The 16449-nt window shown below is 41.6% G+C and carries 18 protein-coding genes; 7 read left to right on the top strand and 11 right to left on the bottom strand.

The window, feature by feature from the left end; genetic code table 11:
- Positions 1 to 77 precede the first annotated feature (77 nt).
- Complete coding sequence (hisS, locus tag V5739_RS12115; RefSeq protein WP_423818360.1) at positions 78 to 1451, bottom strand: histidine--tRNA ligase; 1374 nt, start codon at positions 1449 to 1451, stop codon at positions 78 to 80.
- A 124-nt stretch (positions 1452 to 1575) separates the two neighbouring features.
- Here hisS and V5739_RS12110 point away from each other — a divergent pair, with 124 nt between their 5' ends.
- Positions 1576 to 2814 (top strand): ABC transporter permease, encoded by a 1239-nt coding sequence (locus tag V5739_RS12110; protein WP_345597648.1) that lies wholly within the window; start codon positions 1576 to 1578, stop codon positions 2812 to 2814.
- A 70-nt stretch (positions 2815 to 2884) separates the two neighbouring features.
- On the opposite strand, the gene V5739_RS12105 is transcribed toward V5739_RS12110, so the two are convergent.
- The 4 genes from V5739_RS12105 to rpsF all read right to left on the bottom strand — a co-directional run bounded on the left by V5739_RS12105 (position 2885) and on the right by rpsF (position 4596).
- Positions 2885 to 3361 (bottom strand): DUF6495 family protein, encoded by a 477-nt coding sequence (locus V5739_RS12105; RefSeq protein WP_423818359.1) that lies wholly within the window; start codon positions 3359 to 3361, stop codon positions 2885 to 2887.
- 128 nt (positions 3362 to 3489) lie between these two features.
- The gene (gene rplI / locus V5739_RS12100; protein ID WP_266067716.1) at positions 3490 to 3945 is read right to left on the bottom strand and encodes a 50S ribosomal protein L9; all 456 of its coding nucleotides are present in this window, start codon (positions 3943 to 3945) and stop codon (positions 3490 to 3492) included.
- Between the two features lie 12 nt (positions 3946 to 3957).
- The gene (gene rpsR / locus V5739_RS12095) at positions 3958 to 4254 is read right to left on the bottom strand and encodes a 30S ribosomal protein S18 (RefSeq protein ID WP_037324607.1); all 297 of its coding nucleotides are present in this window, start codon (positions 4252 to 4254) and stop codon (positions 3958 to 3960) included.
- 3 nt (positions 4255 to 4257) lie between these two features.
- Positions 4258 to 4596 (bottom strand): 30S ribosomal protein S6, encoded by a 339-nt coding sequence (rpsF, locus tag V5739_RS12090; protein ID WP_029036470.1) that lies wholly within the window; start codon positions 4594 to 4596, stop codon positions 4258 to 4260.
- A 180-nt stretch (positions 4597 to 4776) separates the two neighbouring features.
- Between rpsF and V5739_RS12085 the strand changes: the two genes are divergently transcribed.
- The gene (locus tag V5739_RS12085) at positions 4777 to 5487 is read left to right on the top strand and encodes a LytR/AlgR family response regulator transcription factor (protein ID WP_266067717.1); all 711 of its coding nucleotides are present in this window, start codon (positions 4777 to 4779) and stop codon (positions 5485 to 5487) included.
- Here V5739_RS12085 and priA read toward each other — a convergent pair.
- The 4 genes from priA to nadC form a co-directional block, all read right to left on the bottom strand.
- Positions 5481 to 7943: a replication restart helicase PriA gene (priA, locus tag V5739_RS12080; RefSeq protein ID WP_423818358.1), complete on the bottom strand. Its 2463-nt coding sequence runs from the start codon at positions 7941 to 7943 to the stop codon at positions 5481 to 5483. The genes V5739_RS12085 and priA overlap by 7 nt on opposite strands.
- 100 nt (positions 7944 to 8043) lie before the next feature.
- Positions 8044 to 8607, bottom strand: coding sequence for a chalcone isomerase family protein (locus V5739_RS12075; RefSeq protein ID WP_423818357.1), 564 nt, complete (start codon positions 8605 to 8607; stop codon positions 8044 to 8046).
- A 21-nt stretch (positions 8608 to 8628) separates the two neighbouring features.
- On the bottom strand, positions 8629 to 9555 hold the full coding sequence (locus V5739_RS12070) for a YihY/virulence factor BrkB family protein (protein ID WP_423818356.1): 927 nt from the start codon (positions 9553 to 9555) through the stop codon (positions 8629 to 8631).
- 3 nt (positions 9556 to 9558) lie between these two features.
- Positions 9559 to 10416, bottom strand: coding sequence for a carboxylating nicotinate-nucleotide diphosphorylase (nadC, locus tag V5739_RS12065; protein WP_423818355.1), 858 nt, complete (start codon positions 10414 to 10416; stop codon positions 9559 to 9561).
- A 50-nt stretch (positions 10417 to 10466) separates the two neighbouring features.
- Here nadC and rlmH point away from each other — a divergent pair, with 50 nt between their 5' ends.
- Genes rlmH through V5739_RS12045 form a run of 4 tightly spaced genes read left to right on the top strand, consistent with a single transcriptional unit; the run spans position 10467 to position 14239 of the window.
- Complete coding sequence (gene rlmH / locus V5739_RS12060) at positions 10467 to 10940, top strand: 23S rRNA (pseudouridine(1915)-N(3))-methyltransferase RlmH (protein WP_266067722.1); 474 nt, start codon at positions 10467 to 10469, stop codon at positions 10938 to 10940.
- 6 nt (positions 10941 to 10946) lie between these two features.
- On the top strand, positions 10947 to 11528 hold the full coding sequence (locus V5739_RS12055; protein WP_423818354.1) for a non-canonical purine NTP diphosphatase: 582 nt from the start codon (positions 10947 to 10949) through the stop codon (positions 11526 to 11528).
- Between the two features lie 56 nt (positions 11529 to 11584).
- Positions 11585 to 13423, top strand: a complete 1839-nt coding sequence (locus V5739_RS12050; protein ID WP_423818353.1) for a DEAD/DEAH box helicase — start codon at positions 11585 to 11587, stop codon at positions 13421 to 13423.
- A gap of 60 nt (positions 13424 to 13483) precedes the next feature.
- The gene (locus V5739_RS12045) at positions 13484 to 14239 is read left to right on the top strand and encodes a carboxypeptidase-like regulatory domain-containing protein (protein WP_423818352.1); all 756 of its coding nucleotides are present in this window, start codon (positions 13484 to 13486) and stop codon (positions 14237 to 14239) included.
- Positions 14240 to 14349: 110 nt separating this feature from the next.
- On the opposite strand, the gene V5739_RS12040 is transcribed toward V5739_RS12045, so the two are convergent.
- Positions 14350 to 14886 carry an SRPBCC family protein gene (locus V5739_RS12040; RefSeq protein WP_423818351.1) on the bottom strand — a complete coding sequence of 179 codons (537 nt, stop codon included), beginning with the start codon at positions 14884 to 14886 and terminating at the stop codon, positions 14350 to 14352.
- A 35-nt stretch (positions 14887 to 14921) separates the two neighbouring features.
- A complete protein-coding gene (locus V5739_RS12035; RefSeq protein ID WP_423818350.1) occupies positions 14922 to 15578 on the bottom strand; it encodes a TrmH family RNA methyltransferase in 657 nt (218 codons plus the stop codon).
- A 119-nt stretch (positions 15579 to 15697) separates the two neighbouring features.
- Here V5739_RS12035 and V5739_RS12030 point away from each other — a divergent pair, with 119 nt between their 5' ends.
- A complete protein-coding gene (locus tag V5739_RS12030; protein ID WP_423818349.1) occupies positions 15698 to 16384 on the top strand; it encodes an SIR2 family NAD-dependent protein deacylase in 687 nt (228 codons plus the stop codon).
- The last annotated feature ends 65 nt before the right edge of the window (positions 16385 to 16449 follow it).

The following is a 16449-nucleotide window of genomic DNA, read 5'->3' as shown; positions in this document are numbered from 1 at the left end:
TCAAAAATGTCATTTTTGGCACCCTATAAATTCAGAATTACACTTTAAGATGGAAAAAGTCAGTCGATATTTTTTGTCTAATTTCCGATTATCTCTTTTAGCTCTTGCAGGTTCACGGTAGATTGTTGGCCGCTCGTCATGTCTTTAAGAGTAAACTGCCCGTCTTCTATTTCTTTGGTTCCCGCCAGCACTACAAATGGAATTTCCCGTTTGTTGGCATGATTCATCTGCTTCTTCATCTTGGCTTCTTCCGGATAAAGCTCGGCTGCAATTCCGGCAGCGCGCAATGCTTTTATGGCCTTAAGACAATACAGGCTCTCTTTGTTTCCGAAGTTGATGAACAGTGCCCTCACATTTCCGGCAACGGTTTCAGGAAATAGATCGAGTTCTTCGAGCACGAGGTAAATACGGTCAAGCCCAAAAGAAATACCAACCCCACTCACCCCGCTCATTCCAAAGATCCCTGTGAGGTCATCGTATCTTCCCCCTCCGCCAATGCTACCCATGGCAACACCTTTTGGCGCCGAGACTTCAAAAATGGCACCTGTATAGTAATTTAAGCCGCGGGCAAGGGTAACGTCAAGATCGAGATTAGCCTCATAAAGCCCAAGTTCGGCAAGGGCATTATTGATGAATTCGAGTTCTTCAATTCCTTTTTTGCCAATTTCAGAAGTTGCTAAAATGTCTTTTAGAACCTCAATTTTTTCTGAAAAACTTCCGTGTAAATCAAAAACCCTCTGGATCTTTTCAATTGCTTCCGAAGAAATACCTTTCTCCTGCATTTCCTTCTTTACGCCATCTTCCCCTATTTTGTCAAGTTTATCTAAGGCAACCGTGAAATCTATAAGTTTATCAGATTCGCCAATGACTTCAGCAAAACCTGAAAGCACCTTGCGGTTGTTCATTTTTATGGTCACTCCTTTTAGACCCAAAGCGGAAAAAACGGCATCATACAGCTGCACAAATTCTACTTCCTGCCACAGGCTGTCACTGCCCACCACATCGGCATCACACTGAAAGAACTCTCTAAAACGCCCTTTTTGAGGCCTGTCTGCCCGCCACACCGGCTGAATCTGGTAACGTTTAAAGGGAAACTCAAGCTCATTTCTATGCTGCACCACATAACGGGCGAAAGGTACAGTAAGGTCGTATCGCAAGGCTTTTTCGCTTATAGAAGAGGTGATCTTAAGACTGTCTTTTTGGTCAAAAGCCTCCTGATTTGCCTTTTTAAGGAAATCTCCTGAATTAAGGATCTTAAAAATGAGCCTGTCACCTTCATCGCCATATTTTCCCATCAAGGTCTCACTGTTTTCAAAGCTGGGGGTTTCTATAGGCTGAAATCCGAATTTCTCGAACTGCTCCCGAATTGTTTGCATTATAAAATTTCTTTTCGCTACTTCGGAAGGAGAAAAATCACGGGTTCCTTTGGGTATAGAAGGTTTTTGGGCCATTTTTGATCTTGTTCTTTAAGGCACAAATATCTGAAAAATAAAAAGAATCCCGAAGAAGGATTTGCGCTGTGTTTTGTAACAACAGCCAACGAAATGCGTCTAACTCCTAAACTGAAACTTCTGTATGTTTCCACTTTTTAAAGAAAACTTTCGAATTGCCTTCTTTTCAATTAAAAGTCAGGTATTAAGAACTGTGCTCACTGTGATGATCATAGCTATTGGGATCACTGCACTTGTAGGCATTTTAAGTGCGGTTTCGGCACTTGAGAACACCATAACCAGCGATTTTGCTTCTATGGGAACCAATACTTTCAACCTGCAACGTTACGATTCCCAAATACGGGTGAATGGCGGAGAAAGAGAGAAGATAAACCCGATTATAAGTTATCGGGAAGTGAAGGAATTCAGGGACAATTACGAATTCCCACAAACGCAGGTGTCTATTTCATTTACCGGAACCTCGCGGGCAGAGCTTAGGCATGAAAGTGAAAAGACTGATCCGGAAGCCAGTGTTTTGGGGGTAAATGAGAATTATGTCTCTAATTCGGGACTTAGCGTGGAAGAAGGCCGGGATTTCAGCATTTTTGACATTGAGAACAATAACAACGTAGCTATTATTGGCGCCGACGTTAAAAACGGAATCCTTGAAGGCATGAATCCGCTGGATAAAATTATATCCATCCGCGGAGTGAAATTCAGAGTGATTGGGGTGCTGGAGTCAAAAGGATCTACCTTTGGAAACAACCAGGATCTTAGGGTACTTATTCCGCTGCAGGTAGCCAGGTCTATGTATACCAACTCTAATATTAACTACAATGTGAGTGTGCGTGTGGAAGACCAGGAGATGCTCGAAGGCGCCCAGGACGAAGCAATCATTACCTTTAGAAATGTTCGCGGACTCAATCCAGTAGAAGAAAATAATTTTGGTATTGCCAAAAGTGACGATCTGCTTAACCGCATTTTTTCAATCACCCAATACCTAAATATTGCTGCGTGGGTAATCTCTATCATTACTATTTTTGGATCTTCAATTGCCCTTATGAACATCATGCTCGTTTCGGTAAGTGAGCGAACCCGGGAAATTGGGGTGCGAAAAGCTTTGGGAGCCAAGAAGAATACTATTGCTTTTCAATTCTTCATGGAAACCCTTATCATTGGGCAAATGGGGGGAATTATTGGTATTATCCTCGGGATTTTAATTGGCCTGGCAGTATCTACTTCGGTTGGCTTTGATTTCACAACACCGTGGATGGCTATTATTTGGGCTACCGCAATCACTATTATCGTTGCTGTTTTAGCCGGAAGCTATCCTGCAGCCAAAGCAGCCAAACAAGATCCTATTGAATCGCTTAGGTATGAATAAATTAAGTTTTTGAGTTATGAGTTGTGAGTTATGATAAACTCTGAACTCTGAACTCCGAACTCTTTAACCCTTAACTAAGGTTCAGGTGTTTTTCAAAGAAGTTATACAGGTCTCCTTTTGTGATCACTGCTCCCTGCTGAATAAGCGCAAAAATATCCTTGTTGCGGTCGTCACTGATATTCTTTGAGGAAGTATAAAGGGAAACACGATCATCCATCAGGTTTTGCTGCAACCACGCATATCCATGTCTTGTAGTAACATCAACTGCTTCGTTCTTTACCTCTATGGCAATAAGGTTTATGGTGAGTTCGGTAACCTTGAATAAATAGATCTGGTTAGGCGAGAAATGCTCCAGGAATTCAGCTTTATTGAGTACTCCTTCCCACACCAGGTCACTAAACACATCCAGCTCCTGTTCTGCCACTTCAGGTTTATTGGTTTTTATCTCCGTCCACTCCTCTCCTGTTATGGACTGGCTGGCCAAAAAGTTGATAAATTCCTGGCTCAACTCTTCAAATTGCTCTTTTGTTAATCGGGCGTACTTCATTCTGAGGGTTTAATGTTTAAGGTTTAATTTTCTAAGATCTTTTTTTATTAACTCTGAAATTTTAACCATTAACCAAATAAAAAGCCCACTCCGTTAGAAGCAGGCTTTTTATAATATTTGTTCAGCAATTAAGCTTGTGCTTCAGCTACAACTTCAAAGCTGTAGTTGGTAACTACTTCACGGTGAAAACGCAAAGTCGCTTCGTACTGACCTAATCTTTTGATGTTACCACCTGCAATAGAGATGTATTTCTTGTCGATATCAACACCTTCTTTTGAAAGCGCTGCAGCAAGATCGGCATCGGTTACAGATCCATAGATCTTATCACCTGCACCAGCTTTTGCTGTTAAAGTGATCTCTATGCCCTGTAGTTTAGCAGCCTGAGCTTTAGCCTCGTCAATTTGTTTTTTCTCTTTGTATGAACGCTGCTTCAAAGTCTCTTCAAGGACTTTTCTTGCAGAAGGGGTTGCCAATACAGCAGCACCCTGAGGGATCAAAAAGTTTCTGCCGTAGCCCGGTTTTACCGATACAACATCATCTTTAAATCCTAATTTCTCTACGTCTTTCTTTAATATCAATTCCATAATAGCCCCTTTTTATTTTAGTAAATCGCCAACATAAGGCATTAATGCTAAATGACGTGCACGCTTAACGGCTACAGCCACTTTTCTTTGATACTTCAAAGAGGTTCCGGTTAAACGACGTGGCAACAATTTACCCTGCTCGTTTACAAAACTCATTAAGAAATCTGGATCTTTGTAATCAATATACTTAATCCCAGATCTTTTAAAACGACAGTATTTTTTTGTCTTGCTGGTCTCGATATTAAGAGGAGTAAGATATCTTATCTCTCCGTCTTTCTTTCCTTTAGCTTGTTGTTCAATTGATGACATACCTTACGCTTTTTCTTTGTTTCTGTTTCTTCTCTTTTCAGCCCAGGCTACAGCGTGCTTGTCTAACTTTACAGTTAGGTAACGCATCATACGCTCATCTCTGCGAAATTCAACCTCAAGAGGGTTAATAGCTTCACCGGGAGCGGTGAATTCGAAAAGGTGGTAAAATCCACTTTTCTTGTGCTGAATAGGATAAGCTAGTTTTTTTAGCCCCCAATTCTCTTTTGATATCATCTCGGCACCGTTAGAAACAAGAAAATCTTCGTATTTCTTAACTGTTTCCTTTATCTGGTCATCAGATAAAACGGGATTCAAGATGAAAACAGTTTCATAATGATTCATAAAAATTTACTTTAAATTTAATTGGCTGCAAAAGTAACACTAATCTTTAATATAACAAAAAAGAAACTGCGGGGGTAAACTGCTTTTTTAATCGATGAAATGAGCTTTTTCTTTTTTTTATAATATTTTTTATTTATTATTGCTAATACTAACCTAATAATAAGTGTTAACCAAAACTAAGTGGAAGAAGTTATACTCAAATGTGCGGTCGTTGATGATTCCAGCTTGCAAAGACTATCTATTGTAAAGCTAATTAAAGATCATCCCAATCTCAAGCTTGTGGCCGAATATAACAATGCCATTGAAACTAAGAACGGCCTCCTGGATACCGAAGTTGACCTTATATTTCTTGATATAGAAATGCCCATTCTTTCAGGTTTTGACCTGTTGGATGACCTTCCTAATAAACCTCAGATTATTTTTGTTACCGGAAAAACAAAATACGCATTTAAAGCTTTTGATTATGATGCAGTAGATTATCTGCATAAACCCATCTCTAAAGACCGGTTCCTGAATGCTGCCTCAAAAGCAATAAATCTTTACAGGCTTAAACATGATGGCACCCCGCCAGAAGATGAAAACTACATTTTTGTAAAAAGCAATTTAAAGAACCGGAAAGTTTTTCTCAATAAGCTGAAATATATAGAAGCACTTGGAGACTATGTTAAATTTGTAACTGAAAAAGATAATTTCGTGGTACTTGCCACTATGAAGTCTTTTGAGAACCAGTTACCTTCAAATAAATTCCTGAGAATTCACAAATCCTACATTGTAAACCTCGACAAAATTGAGCGTTACAACAGCAGGAATATTGAGATTGACAAACAACAGATCCCGCTTAGCAGGCATAAAAAATCAAACCTTATTGAAGCCTTAGCCGCAAATCAATAAGGATCTACATTAATTACTGTTTTCACACCCCTGTAAGCCCCTATAGCTTTAAAGCTCTGCAAGATCCTGCCAATTAATTTCTTTGTCTTTGATAAAGACTGTCCCTGCGGAATTTTCACAAGAATATTTTTATAGTACTCGTTCCTTATTCTCGCTACCGGCGGAAACTCTGGTCCTAAAACATGCTCCCTAAAGGTATTTTTCAAGGAAAGGGCAAGCCAGTCTGCCCCCTCGTTTACTCTAGAATAATCCCTGCCTTTAAGCGAAATCTTAATAAGCCTGTAAAATGGCGGATACTTATAATTGCGCCGCTCTTCCAGCTGCTCTTTGTACATTTCGTGGTAACTATTGGTAGAGACCTGCTGAACGATTTGATAATGAGGATTAAAAGTCTGGATAAGAACCAGACCTCGCTTTTGGGTTCTTCCTGCCCTGCCTGCCACCTGCAGCATTAACTGGAAGCTGCGCTCATGAGCCCTGAAATCGGGGAAGTTCAGGAGCGTATCGGCATTCATGATGCCCACCAACCTCACATTTCTAAAGTCGAGCCCTTTGGTCACCATTTGTGTCCCCACCAGGATGTCGATCTTTTCTTCTTCAAAAGCCGAAATTATTTTCTCATACCCCTGCTTTCCACGGGTGGTATCAAGATCCATCCTCCCTATTTTATGATCGGGAAAAAGTGCCTTCAGTTCAGTTTCCACCTGCTCTGTCCCCAGGCCTTTGGTAGAAAGTTCAGGGCTGTCACAGGCCATACATTTTTGCTGCATAGCCATATGGTAACCGCAATAATGGCAACGCAACTGGTTGCTATGACTGTGATAGGTCAAACTCACGTCACAATTAGGACATTGCGGCGAATGGCCACAGGTGTTACATTCTAAAATTGGACTAAAGCCCCGGCGATTCTGAAAAAGAATTACCTGCTCCTTATTCTTCAGGGTTTCTTTGATCTCTTCCAGCAGCCTGTCCGAAAAATGACCTGTCATGCGTTTTTTACGGTGCTTCTCCTTAACATCCACGATCTCTATTTCGGGCAGCAGTACATCGCCATAGCGACGCGCCAGGTTCACCAGTCCGTATTTAGAATGATCGGCGTTGAAGTAAGATTCCAGCGAAGGCGTGGCCGATCCCAGCAGCACTTTTGCACCCTGCAGTTTTCCCAGTACCACAGCGGTATCCCGCGCATGATATCGTGGCGCAGGGTCGTATTGTTTAAAAGTAGATTCATGCTCTTCATCTACGATCACAAGACCTAAATCGTGAAACGGAAGAAAGATACTTGAGCGCACCCCAATCACTATACGTGCTGTTTCTTTATTTTGCAGCACACTTTGGTACACCTCTACCCTCTCATTGACCGAATACCTGCTATGAAAAATAAGCACCTGCTCCCCAAAATAATTCTGAAGCCTGGCAATCAGTTGAGCGGTAAGGGCTATTTCCGGCAGCAAGTACAACACTTGTTTTCCCTGAGAAATGGCTTTCTCAATAAGTTTTACATAAATTTCAGTTTTTCCGGAGGAAGTGATTCCGTGGAGCAAACATACATCCTGCGATTCAAAAGAAGATTCGATTTCCTGTAAAGCCTTTTCCTGATATTCATTAAGCTGCAGGTTTTTTCCGTGGTTTTCGAGATCAAAGCTGAAGCGGGAAATTTCAATTTTTAGCTCTTCTAAAACACCTTTGTCTATAAGAGATTTTATTACTGAAGCTGAAGCACCACTCTTCTTAGCCAGTTCAGCAACTTTTACTGAAGATTTTCCCTTAGCCGATTTTGCTGAGATCCCAAAAAGGGTAAAAATCACCTCCCTTTGTTTTGGAGCCCTGCTTAGCTCATCGAGCAGTTCGTGCATGGCTGCCTCCTCTAAATACCGGTCATGAAGTTTTACGAAACGTTCAATTTTAGGCTTGTACTGCTCATATATTTCCTGGTTCACTACCGCCAGCTTTTTCTCTACTAAAGAATTAATTATTGGGAGCACGGTCTTTCTATCGAGCAGCTGTATAATTTCATTGATCTTTAAAGATGATTTGGTTTGCAGGGCTTCCACCAGCAAAAATTCATCATCACTCAGCGTGTCGTCATCAATTTCGACATCTTTTGCAAGCTGCACTATAGTTTCACTCTCCAAAAGAAAGGGACCTGGCAAAGCCGCCCGAAGCACCTCCCCTTCTGAACACATATAATAAGACGCCACCCAGCTCCACAATTTCAACTGGCCCGCTGTCACCAAAGGGGTTTTATCGAGTATCTGCTCTATGGGTTTGGCCTCATAGACTTCAGGAGGTCTTTGATGTACTTCAGAAACAATTCCCGTATAAATTTTTGATTTTCCGAAGGGAACGGCCACGCGCATCCCCGGCTTTAGAAATTGCGCCTCGTCTTTGCTAACGCTGTAAGTAAAATGCTTCTCCAGCGGAAGGGGTAAAATAACATTGATGAAAAAAGGCATTTTTGAGGCTTGTGTTTTAAGCAAAAATAAGAGGAATTAACTGCAAAAATAAACCATCCTGAAAAGAATGGTTTATTAGGTATTTTTTAATCAGAAAAAATTATTCTGCGGCAAGAAGATCATCTTTAAGTCCGTCATCGGCTGGTCTGTTAGATAACCAGATGCCAAAAAGGGCTTTTTTAAACTCTTTTCCTGTAACTACACCGCGCTCTTTACCGTTCTTGTAGGCTACCACTCCTTTCCCTGGAAGGTAAACCAGGTCAAAAATGTCATTTTTCTGAATGTCTTCCTTGAAGAAACCAAGCAGTTTATCAATTTCACTTTTAATAGGGGCAGTATTGCCGCCGGTAGAATTCTCAAAACCTTCGGTCACTGCATCTACCATCTTATCGCTGGTAATCAATTTGGAGACGATGTGAAGCCTTATAGCCATAGGCTTATCGGCATTTAATATTTCCTGGGCATTGTTGTTCTTTTTGTCGAGATAAAGTGCGGCAGCGTAGAGGTCTATCCAAAGTTTTTCCCTCACACCGGCCCCGTTAAGGTAGAGTGTGTGGTCCTGGAAATTTTGAGTAGCGGGAAGCACTACTCCTCCAACCTTTTTTTGAGCCACCGCTGTAGAGGATACCACTACAGCTACTAATAATAAAAGCAGTTTTTTCATAGATTCTGGTTTGTTAAAAGATTACTTTTTGTTCCTTTTCAGCTTCATCAAGGAAGCATTGAGTTCAAAACCCAGCAACAATATATTAGAATTTATCCATATATAGAACATTAAGATCAATAATGCTCCAATAGAGCCGTATAATTCGTTATAAGCTGAAAAGTTTTCAATATACAACCCAAATAGATAGGTATTCAGTAAAATAAAAATTGTACAAAAGAAAGCTCCTATCGAAAAGAAACGGCTTAGCCTACTTTCTTTGGTTCCAAAATAATAAAGTATGGCTATGGCCAGATATATCATTGTCGTGAAGATCACATACCTCCCCAAATTTGCCCAAATCACTGCATCGTTTACTACCTGCAGCACTTTAAGATCTTCGGTTAGGTAGGTAAGATAAACCCACACTACTACAGTAATAAGCAATAATAGCGCCAGAATTAAAGAAACTCCCACTGCAATAAAGTATTGTCTTATTATAGACCGGTTCTTTTTGGTGTGGTAAGAGAATTCAAAACCGGTAAAGACAGCATTGACGCCATTTGCCATAAGAAAAATGGACAGCAAAAAAACTACGGATAGTAAGCCTCCTCTTTTCCTTGCCGCGATATCGTAAAAAATATCATTAAAAAATTCACTGGTTTCAGGCGGAAGCAGGGAGTCTACAAACGCCAGGAATTCAAGTTGGAAGTCGTCAATAAAATCTATGAAAGGAATCAGGTTTAGAATAAAGAGCAGGAACGGGAAAAGCGCCATAAAGAAACTGAAAGAAATAGCACTTGCCCGCGCCGAAAAAGTTCCCTTTACAATACCCGCATAAAAAATAATGTAGAGATCATAAAGAGACAGGCCTTCAAGCCCGGGCAGGACTATTTTTTTCGCCCGGCTTGTCCACCAATAGGTAAAGCCCTCCTTTTTTTTAGCACTTGTTTTCTCGCCCTTACTCATTTACTACACAGCTTTTAAGCTGAGATCGAGGTTATAGACAGAATGCGTCAGGGCCCCGCTCGAAATAAAATCAACACCGCAATCGGCATATTTCCTGGCAGTTTCAAGGGTGATGCCGCCGCTAGATTCGGTTTCACAACGCCCTGCAATTAAGGCAACAGCCTCCCGGGTTTCGTTGTAATTAAAGTTGTCAAGTAAAATTCTATCCACTCCCCCTGCTCTAAGGATCTGCTTTATCTCCTGGATATCCCTGGCCTCCACAATGATCTTCAAGTTCAGGTTATTGCTGGCAAGGTAGTCCTGAGTCTTTAGCACTGCAGTTTCTATGCCTCCCGCAAAATCTATGTGATTATCTTTTAACATGATCATATCGTAAAGCGCAAAACGGTGATTTTCTCCCCCGCCAATCTTTACGGCCCATTTCTCGAGGGCTCTTATCCCGGGCGTGGTTTTTCTTGTGTCGAGTATTTTGGTATGAGTACCTTCAAGTTTATCGGCAAAAGTGCGGGTTTTAGTCGCTATGGCACTCATGCGCTGCATGGCGTTGAGCACAAGCCGCTCGGCTTTGAGAATAGACTGCGAAGCCCCGTCAATGTAAAAAACCACATCCCCGGGCTTGATACGGCTGCCATCCTGCATCAACACCTCCATTTTTATTTGAGGGTCTACCTTCTCAAAAACGCGGCGGGCAAAATCAACTCCCGCAAGGATTCCACTGTCTTTAACAAGTAATTTCGCTCTTCCACGGGCATCTGCCGGGATACAGGCCAGGGAACTGTGATCGCCATCTCCTATATCTTCCCTTAAAGCATTTTCAATAATTAATTCAATTTCCTTTTCAAATTGTTCTTTTGAAATCATTGGAGTACCTATTTTTGCTAAAGTTACAAAGTAAACACTTAAATTTTACCATGACTATAAAATTGCTGACAATAGGAAAAACCGATGATAAGGCTTTGCAAAACCTCATTGATACCTATGTCAACAGGCTCGGGTTTTACAACAAGTTTGAATTTGAGATCATCCCCGATCTCAAGAAGACCAAAAACCTTTCTGTAGACCAGCAAAAAACTGCGGAAGGTAGATTGATCCTTGAGAAAGTGACTACTTCAGATGTTGTGGTATTGCTTGATGAAAACGGAAAACAATTCTCTTCGGAAGCTTTTTCAGAATATATTCAGAAGCGTTTAAACAGCGGCATGAAGCAACTCATTTTTGTTATTGGCGGCCCTTATGGTTTTTCCGAAGAAGTCTATTCGCGCGCCGATGGAAAGATCTCCCTCTCAAAAATGACATTTTCACACCAGATGGTAAGGTTGTTCTTTGTAGAGCAGCTATACCGGGCTTTTACCATTCTTAAAAACGAACCCTATCACCATAAATAACAGCTTATGAAACTGGTTTTTGCCACTCAGAATAAAAACAAAGTAAAAGAAATACAGGCACTGATGCCAAAAGGAATTGAGCTGCTTTCGCTCGAAGAGATTGGCTGCAGCGAAGACATTCCTGAAACTTCTCCTACTATTGAAGGCAATGCCATTCAAAAAGCCGATTATGTGAAGGAAAAATACGGTTATGACTGCTTTGCCGATGATACGGGGCTTGAAGTTGCAGCTTTGAACGGGGCGCCGGGGGTTTATTCGGCCAGGTATGCAGGCGAAGAAAAAAGCAGCGATGCAAATATTGAGAAACTACTGAAAGAACTTCAGAGTAAAGAAGATCGCAGCGCCCGCTTCAAAACGGTCATTGCACTTCATTTTGAGGGGCAGCTTCACACCTTCACCGGAATTTGCCCTGGAAATGTCATTTTTGAAAGGAAAGGTTCACAGGGTTTTGGCTATGATCCTGTCTTTCAACCCGAAGGAAAAGAGCTTACATTCGCTGAAATGGATCTTTCAGAAAAATCTGAAATTAGCCACCGTGCACGCGCAACCCAACAACTCATTGACTTTCTTGCCTCCACGAAGCTGTAAATATAAATGTAATAAGCTGCTAACTAATCCTTACCTTTGCCGCTTATTAGATATGTATGAATAATTTTGAATTATTAGGATTGAATGATGCCCTGTTACAGGCAATTAAAGACATGGGTTTTGAAAACCCGAGCGAAGTACAGGAAAAAGCAATCCCAATTTTATTGCAGGAAGACACAGATATGGTGGCTCTTGCACAAACCGGAACCGGAAAAACCGCAGCATTTGGTTTTCCGCTTATCCAAAAGATCAATGTAGACAGTAGAAAGACACAGGGCCTTATTCTTTCTCCAACCCGTGAGTTGTGTTTACAAATTACCAACGAATTAAAGAATTACTCCAAATATTTTAAGGGCCTAAATACCGTAGCTATATACGGGGGCGCCAGCATTACAGATCAGGCTGCGCAAATCAAGAAAGGTGCACAAATTATTGTTGCCACTCCCGGCCGTATGCAGGATATGGTGAACAGAAGGCTGGTAGACATTTCGAACATCCAGTATTGCATCCTTGATGAAGCCGATGAGATGCTTAACATGGGATTCTATGAAGATATCACTGAGATCCTTTCGCACACACCTTCAGAAAAAAGCACCTGGTTATTTTCGGCTACCATGCCTAAAGAGGTTGCTACCATTGCAAAGAAGTTTATGCGCACTCCGGTAGAAATCACTGTAGGAACCAAGAATATGGGGACTTCAAATGTCTCTCATGAATATTATATTGTTAATGCCCGTGACCGTTATGCAGCTCTAAAGAGGCTTGCAGACGCTAACCCTGATATTTTTTCGGTAATTTTTTGCCGTACCAAGCGCGACACCCAAAAGGTTGCCGAGCAGTTAATTGAAGATGGCTATAACGCTGCAGCCCTTCACGGCGATCTTAGCCAGAATCAACGTGACCTGGTAATGAAAAGCTTTAGGGGGAGACAAATCCAGATGCTGGTAGCTACAGATGTTGCTGCCCGCGGAATTGACGTTGATGATATCACGCACGTAATTAACTATCAGCTTCCCGATGAGATTGAAACTTACACCCACAGAAGTGGCCGTACCGGTAGAGCCGGAAAAAGCGGGGTTTCTATGGTTATCGTTTCCAAAAGCGAAGTACGTAAGATAAAAGGCATAGAACGTATTATTGGTCAGTCGTTTGAGAGAAAAGAAATCCCTGACGGAAGGGAGATTTGTGAAGTACAGCTCTTTCACCTTGCCAATGAAATTAGCAAGACCGAGATCAACCACGAGATTGACAAGTACCTACCAAGCATAGCCGAACTTTTTGAAGGTCTTACCAAGGAGGAATTACTGAAAAAATTCTTTTCGGTTGAATTCACCCGATTCTTCAACTACTATAATAATGCGCAGGATTTAAATGCAAAAGGTTCTACTGAAGTTTATGAAGATGAAGGCGACAGCACAAGATTCTTTATCAACGTAGGTGCCAAAGACGATTTTGACTGGATGAGCCTGAAAGATTTCTTAAAGGCTACTCTTGATCTTGGAAGAGACGATGTAAACCGAGTGGAAGTAAAAGACAGCTTTTCATTCTTTAATGTAGACAGTTCTAAAGCCGAAGAGGTGCTTCGCATCTTCCAGGACTTTAAGCACCAGGGGCGTCACATCAATGTAGAGATCACTAAAAAAAGTGCCGGAAAAGAACGCAGCGGTGGCGGCGGTCGTAAAGGCGGTGGTTATAAAGGAAGAGACAAAGGAGAACGCAGCTTTGACAAACCTTCAAGAGGAGGCGACAAAGGTCGAAGACGCTCATCTGACGCTCCTTCCGGAGGAAAAAGAAGATCATCTGATGCAGGATCTGGCGGACGCAAGGGAAAGAAAAGCGGTAGCCGCAGCAGCAGCATTGAAAGTTCAATAAAAAGGAGAAGATCAAAAAAGTAATCTCGAAATAGCTTTTTTGGTACAGTTTTTTCAAAGTACCAAAAAAGCTTAATCCATAGCATGAAAAAGTTTTTAACCCCTCTCTTCCTGCTTTTCAGTTTCGTGGCCTTAGGCCAGGAAACTACTGTGGTCTCAGGTAAAGTTCTTAATGCAGCCAACAACGTGCCTATTGAGAATGCACATATTGTAAACCTCAACCAGGTAATTGGCTCCGTCTCTGCTGAAGATGGACACTTTAAAATCCAGGCCGAAGTAAATGACACCCTGTATTTCTCTTACCTCGGATTTAAATCCATACGGGTGAGGGTTACCAATGACTGGCTTAAGTACGGGGAGGTTAAGGTAAAAATGACCGAACTGGGGATCGCTTTAGAAGAAGTGGTTGTAAGCCCAATACAGTTAACAGGTTACCTGGAGATTGACGCTAAAAACATTCCAATCTATGAAAATTACCGCTACAGCATCTCTGGGTTAAACCAGGGATATGAAGGAGGAGAATACAGCCCTAACGCCATTTCAAGAGCTTTGGGTGCCATCTTTAATCCGGCCGATGCGCTGTACAACATCTTTGGACGCCAGCCCAAACAAATGAAAAAGCTACGCGAAATGAAGCAGGATGATAAGATCCGGAATCTTTTGCAAAGCAAGTTTGACAGGCAAACCCTTATGGCCGTTCTGGGAATAAACCGAATGGACATAGATGAAGTGCTGCGTCGCTGCAACTATTCTACCGACTTTATAAATAACGCAAACGACTTGCAGATACTGGATGCGATGAGCGGCTGTTACGAAGAATACAAGGTTTTGAACAGATAGTAAATTAAAAAAAGAGGTTCCAAAAATGACATTTTTGGGACTTCTTTTTTTATACTTGATTTGTAACATGCAGGAAGAAACTTTAAAACACCTCCTGTAAACCTTCAGTTTTAATTTAATTTGTTCCTTTCCAGGTGAGTCTTCAGGTTATACAAACCTGCTTCAAAATGCTTCCCTAAAGCACGTTCCATTCCGTAGAAAAGCATAATTACTGAGGCGGGAAATTTATGAACTCCCTTTACTCCCCACACCATTTTAGTGCGGTTAGAATCCATTTCTTTAACGGCTACATAAAGAAGGGATAAAGATTTATAGGGTTTAATGAACAGCAGTTGGGTCTCCAGGACCTTTCCTTCCTTTATCTTCACGATCTTTTGAATGCCTTCAATGTTATTGCGCCCTTTCCAGTAAGAAGTTGCTCCCACTTTACCATCTTCCCCTTTAAACTTGATCACCACTTTTGGATCATCAAGATACCAGGGAATCCACAGCGGTTGTTTTTTTAACTGGCGTACAAATGCATACACTTCAGCTTTAGGGCGATTGATCACCACCGTGTGGCTTACGTTGTATTCTTTCTTTGCCCACGCATGTAAAAATGCCACAAAGGTGATAATGCCAATGATGACATAAAAGAAAAGAGTCATATTCTTTAACTATAGGGATCTAAAAGTAAATAAATTTATTGTGTTGCCTTGAAGCGTGAAAGAATTTCGGCATAATTTTTCAAATTCTTCCTTGCCCAATCAATCTGTTTCATTACCTGCTCCTCCTGTGAAAGTTGCCAGTTGATATCGCTATTCCTTAATCTGGAACTTAAACTTTGTAAAATAATGGCTGCGGAAACCGAAATATTCAGACTCTCGGTAAAGCCAACCATAGGGATTTGTAAAAATTCATCTGCTTCTTCCAGCACTTCCTGCGAAAGGCCTTTAGTTTCGGTACCAAAAAAAAGTGCAGCGGGTTGTGAAATGTCAAAATCCTGAAGTAGTGTGCCTTCATGAGGAGATGTGGCAATGATCCTGTAACCATTTTTCCGCAGGCTTTTAACGCAGCTTTGAGTAGAGGTATAACGATTAATATCCACCCACTTTTGTGCCCCCATAGCAATTTCACGATCAATTTTTTTAACGTTCACCTCCTCTACCACATGTACATTTTGCACCCCAAAAACGTCGCAGCTGCGTATCACCGCACTCGTGTTGTGAAGTTGGTAAACATCCTGGGTAGCCACAGTAAAATGATTGGTGCGCTTTGCAATAACCTTCTTAAAAAGCTCTTTTCTCCTTGTAGTAAGAAAAGTCTCGAGGTATGACAGCAGTTTAAGATGCTCTTCCATGCCGGCGAAAGTAGCAAATACTTCCCGATTTTACCCTTTTTGAGAGGTAAGGAAATAGACTTTTACGTTATGATTTCTCAATAAAACTGCTTACATTTTAGAAATCAAATCTTTCAGAAATGAAAAAAATCGTAGTGCTTACAGGTGCCGGGATAAGTGCAGAAAGCGGAATCAACACATTTAGAGATGCAGACGGGCTGTGGGAAGGCCATGATGTAATGGAAGTTGCCTCTCCCATGGGCTGGGAACGCAACCAGGAGCTCGTGCTTGATTTTTATAATAAACGCAGGCGGCAACTACAAACGGTAGATCCTAATCCCGCTCATAAAGCGCTTAAAGAACTCGAAAAGAAGTACGATGTGCATATTATCACCCAGAATGTAGACGACCTGCATGAGCGGGCGGGCAGCAAAAATGTGATCCACCTTCACGGAGAGCTAAAAAAGGTACGCAGTACTTTTGATGAAGACCTGGTGCTGGATTGGGAGGGGGATTTGGTGACTGGAGATTTTTGTGAACATCAACGCCAGCTGCGGCCACACGTTGTTTGGTTTGGTGAAGCTGTACCCATGATGCAACCGGCTATACAAATCACTATGGAAGCCGATATTCTCCTAATTATTGGCACCTCCATGCAGGTGTACCCTGCTGCCGGACTTTTACATTACGCTCCCGAAGGAATTCCGGTGTATTTTATAGATCCCAAACCCGCTGTAAAGGAAACCAGGCACCTGAAGATCTTTTCAGAAAAAGCCTCGACAGGAGTTCCAAAACTGGTGAAAGAACTGTTGCAGGATTCGGAGTGAACATAAAGAATAAATACTTTTTACGGTTGCACCTTAAAATGTATCTTTAGCCTTTAAATTTTTAA

This window comes from Salinimicrobium sp. TIG7-5_MAKvit (assembly GCF_049569215.1).
GTDB classification, from domain to species: domain Bacteria; phylum Bacteroidota; class Bacteroidia; order Flavobacteriales; family Flavobacteriaceae; genus Salinimicrobium; species Salinimicrobium profundisediminis.
This window is presented reverse-complemented; position numbering and strand designations above follow the sequence as displayed.

Excerpts from the sequence above, each read along its gene's own strand:
- hisS (WP_423818360.1), bottom strand. The coding sequence starts at position 1,451 with ATGGCCCAAAAACCTTCTATACCCAAAGGAACCCGTGATTTTTCTCCT.
- V5739_RS12110 (WP_345597648.1), top strand. The coding sequence starts at position 1,576 with ATGTTTCCACTTTTTAAAGAAAACTTTCGAATTGCCTTCTTTTCAATT.
- V5739_RS12105 (WP_423818359.1), bottom strand. The coding sequence starts at position 3,361 with ATGAAGTACGCCCGATTAACAAAAGAGCAATTTGAAGAGTTGAGCCAG.
- rplI (WP_266067716.1), bottom strand. The coding sequence starts at position 3,945 with ATGGAATTGATATTAAAGAAAGACGTAGAGAAATTAGGATTTAAAGAT.
- rpsR (WP_037324607.1), bottom strand. The coding sequence starts at position 4,254 with ATGTCATCAATTGAACAACAAGCTAAAGGAAAGAAAGACGGAGAGATA.
- rpsF (WP_029036470.1), bottom strand. The coding sequence starts at position 4,596 with ATGAATCATTATGAAACTGTTTTCATCTTGAATCCCGTTTTATCTGAT.
- priA (WP_423818358.1), bottom strand. The coding sequence starts at position 7,943 with ATGCCTTTTTTCATCAATGTTATTTTACCCCTTCCGCTGGAGAAGCAT.
- V5739_RS12075 (WP_423818357.1), bottom strand. The coding sequence starts at position 8,607 with ATGAAAAAACTGCTTTTATTATTAGTAGCTGTAGTGGTATCCTCTACA.
- V5739_RS12070 (WP_423818356.1), bottom strand. The coding sequence starts at position 9,555 with ATGAGTAAGGGCGAGAAAACAAGTGCTAAAAAAAAGGAGGGCTTTACC.
- nadC (WP_423818355.1), bottom strand. The coding sequence starts at position 10,416 with ATGATTTCAAAAGAACAATTTGAAAAGGAAATTGAATTAATTATTGAA.
- rlmH (WP_266067722.1), top strand. The coding sequence starts at position 10,467 with ATGACTATAAAATTGCTGACAATAGGAAAAACCGATGATAAGGCTTTG.
- V5739_RS12055 (WP_423818354.1), top strand. The coding sequence starts at position 10,947 with ATGAAACTGGTTTTTGCCACTCAGAATAAAAACAAAGTAAAAGAAATA.
- V5739_RS12050 (WP_423818353.1), top strand. The coding sequence starts at position 11,585 with ATGAATAATTTTGAATTATTAGGATTGAATGATGCCCTGTTACAGGCA.
- V5739_RS12045 (WP_423818352.1), top strand. The coding sequence starts at position 13,484 with ATGAAAAAGTTTTTAACCCCTCTCTTCCTGCTTTTCAGTTTCGTGGCC.
- V5739_RS12040 (WP_423818351.1), bottom strand. The coding sequence starts at position 14,886 with ATGACTCTTTTCTTTTATGTCATCATTGGCATTATCACCTTTGTGGCA.
- V5739_RS12035 (WP_423818350.1), bottom strand. The coding sequence starts at position 15,578 with ATGGAAGAGCATCTTAAACTGCTGTCATACCTCGAGACTTTTCTTACT.
- V5739_RS12030 (WP_423818349.1), top strand. The coding sequence starts at position 15,698 with ATGAAAAAAATCGTAGTGCTTACAGGTGCCGGGATAAGTGCAGAAAGC.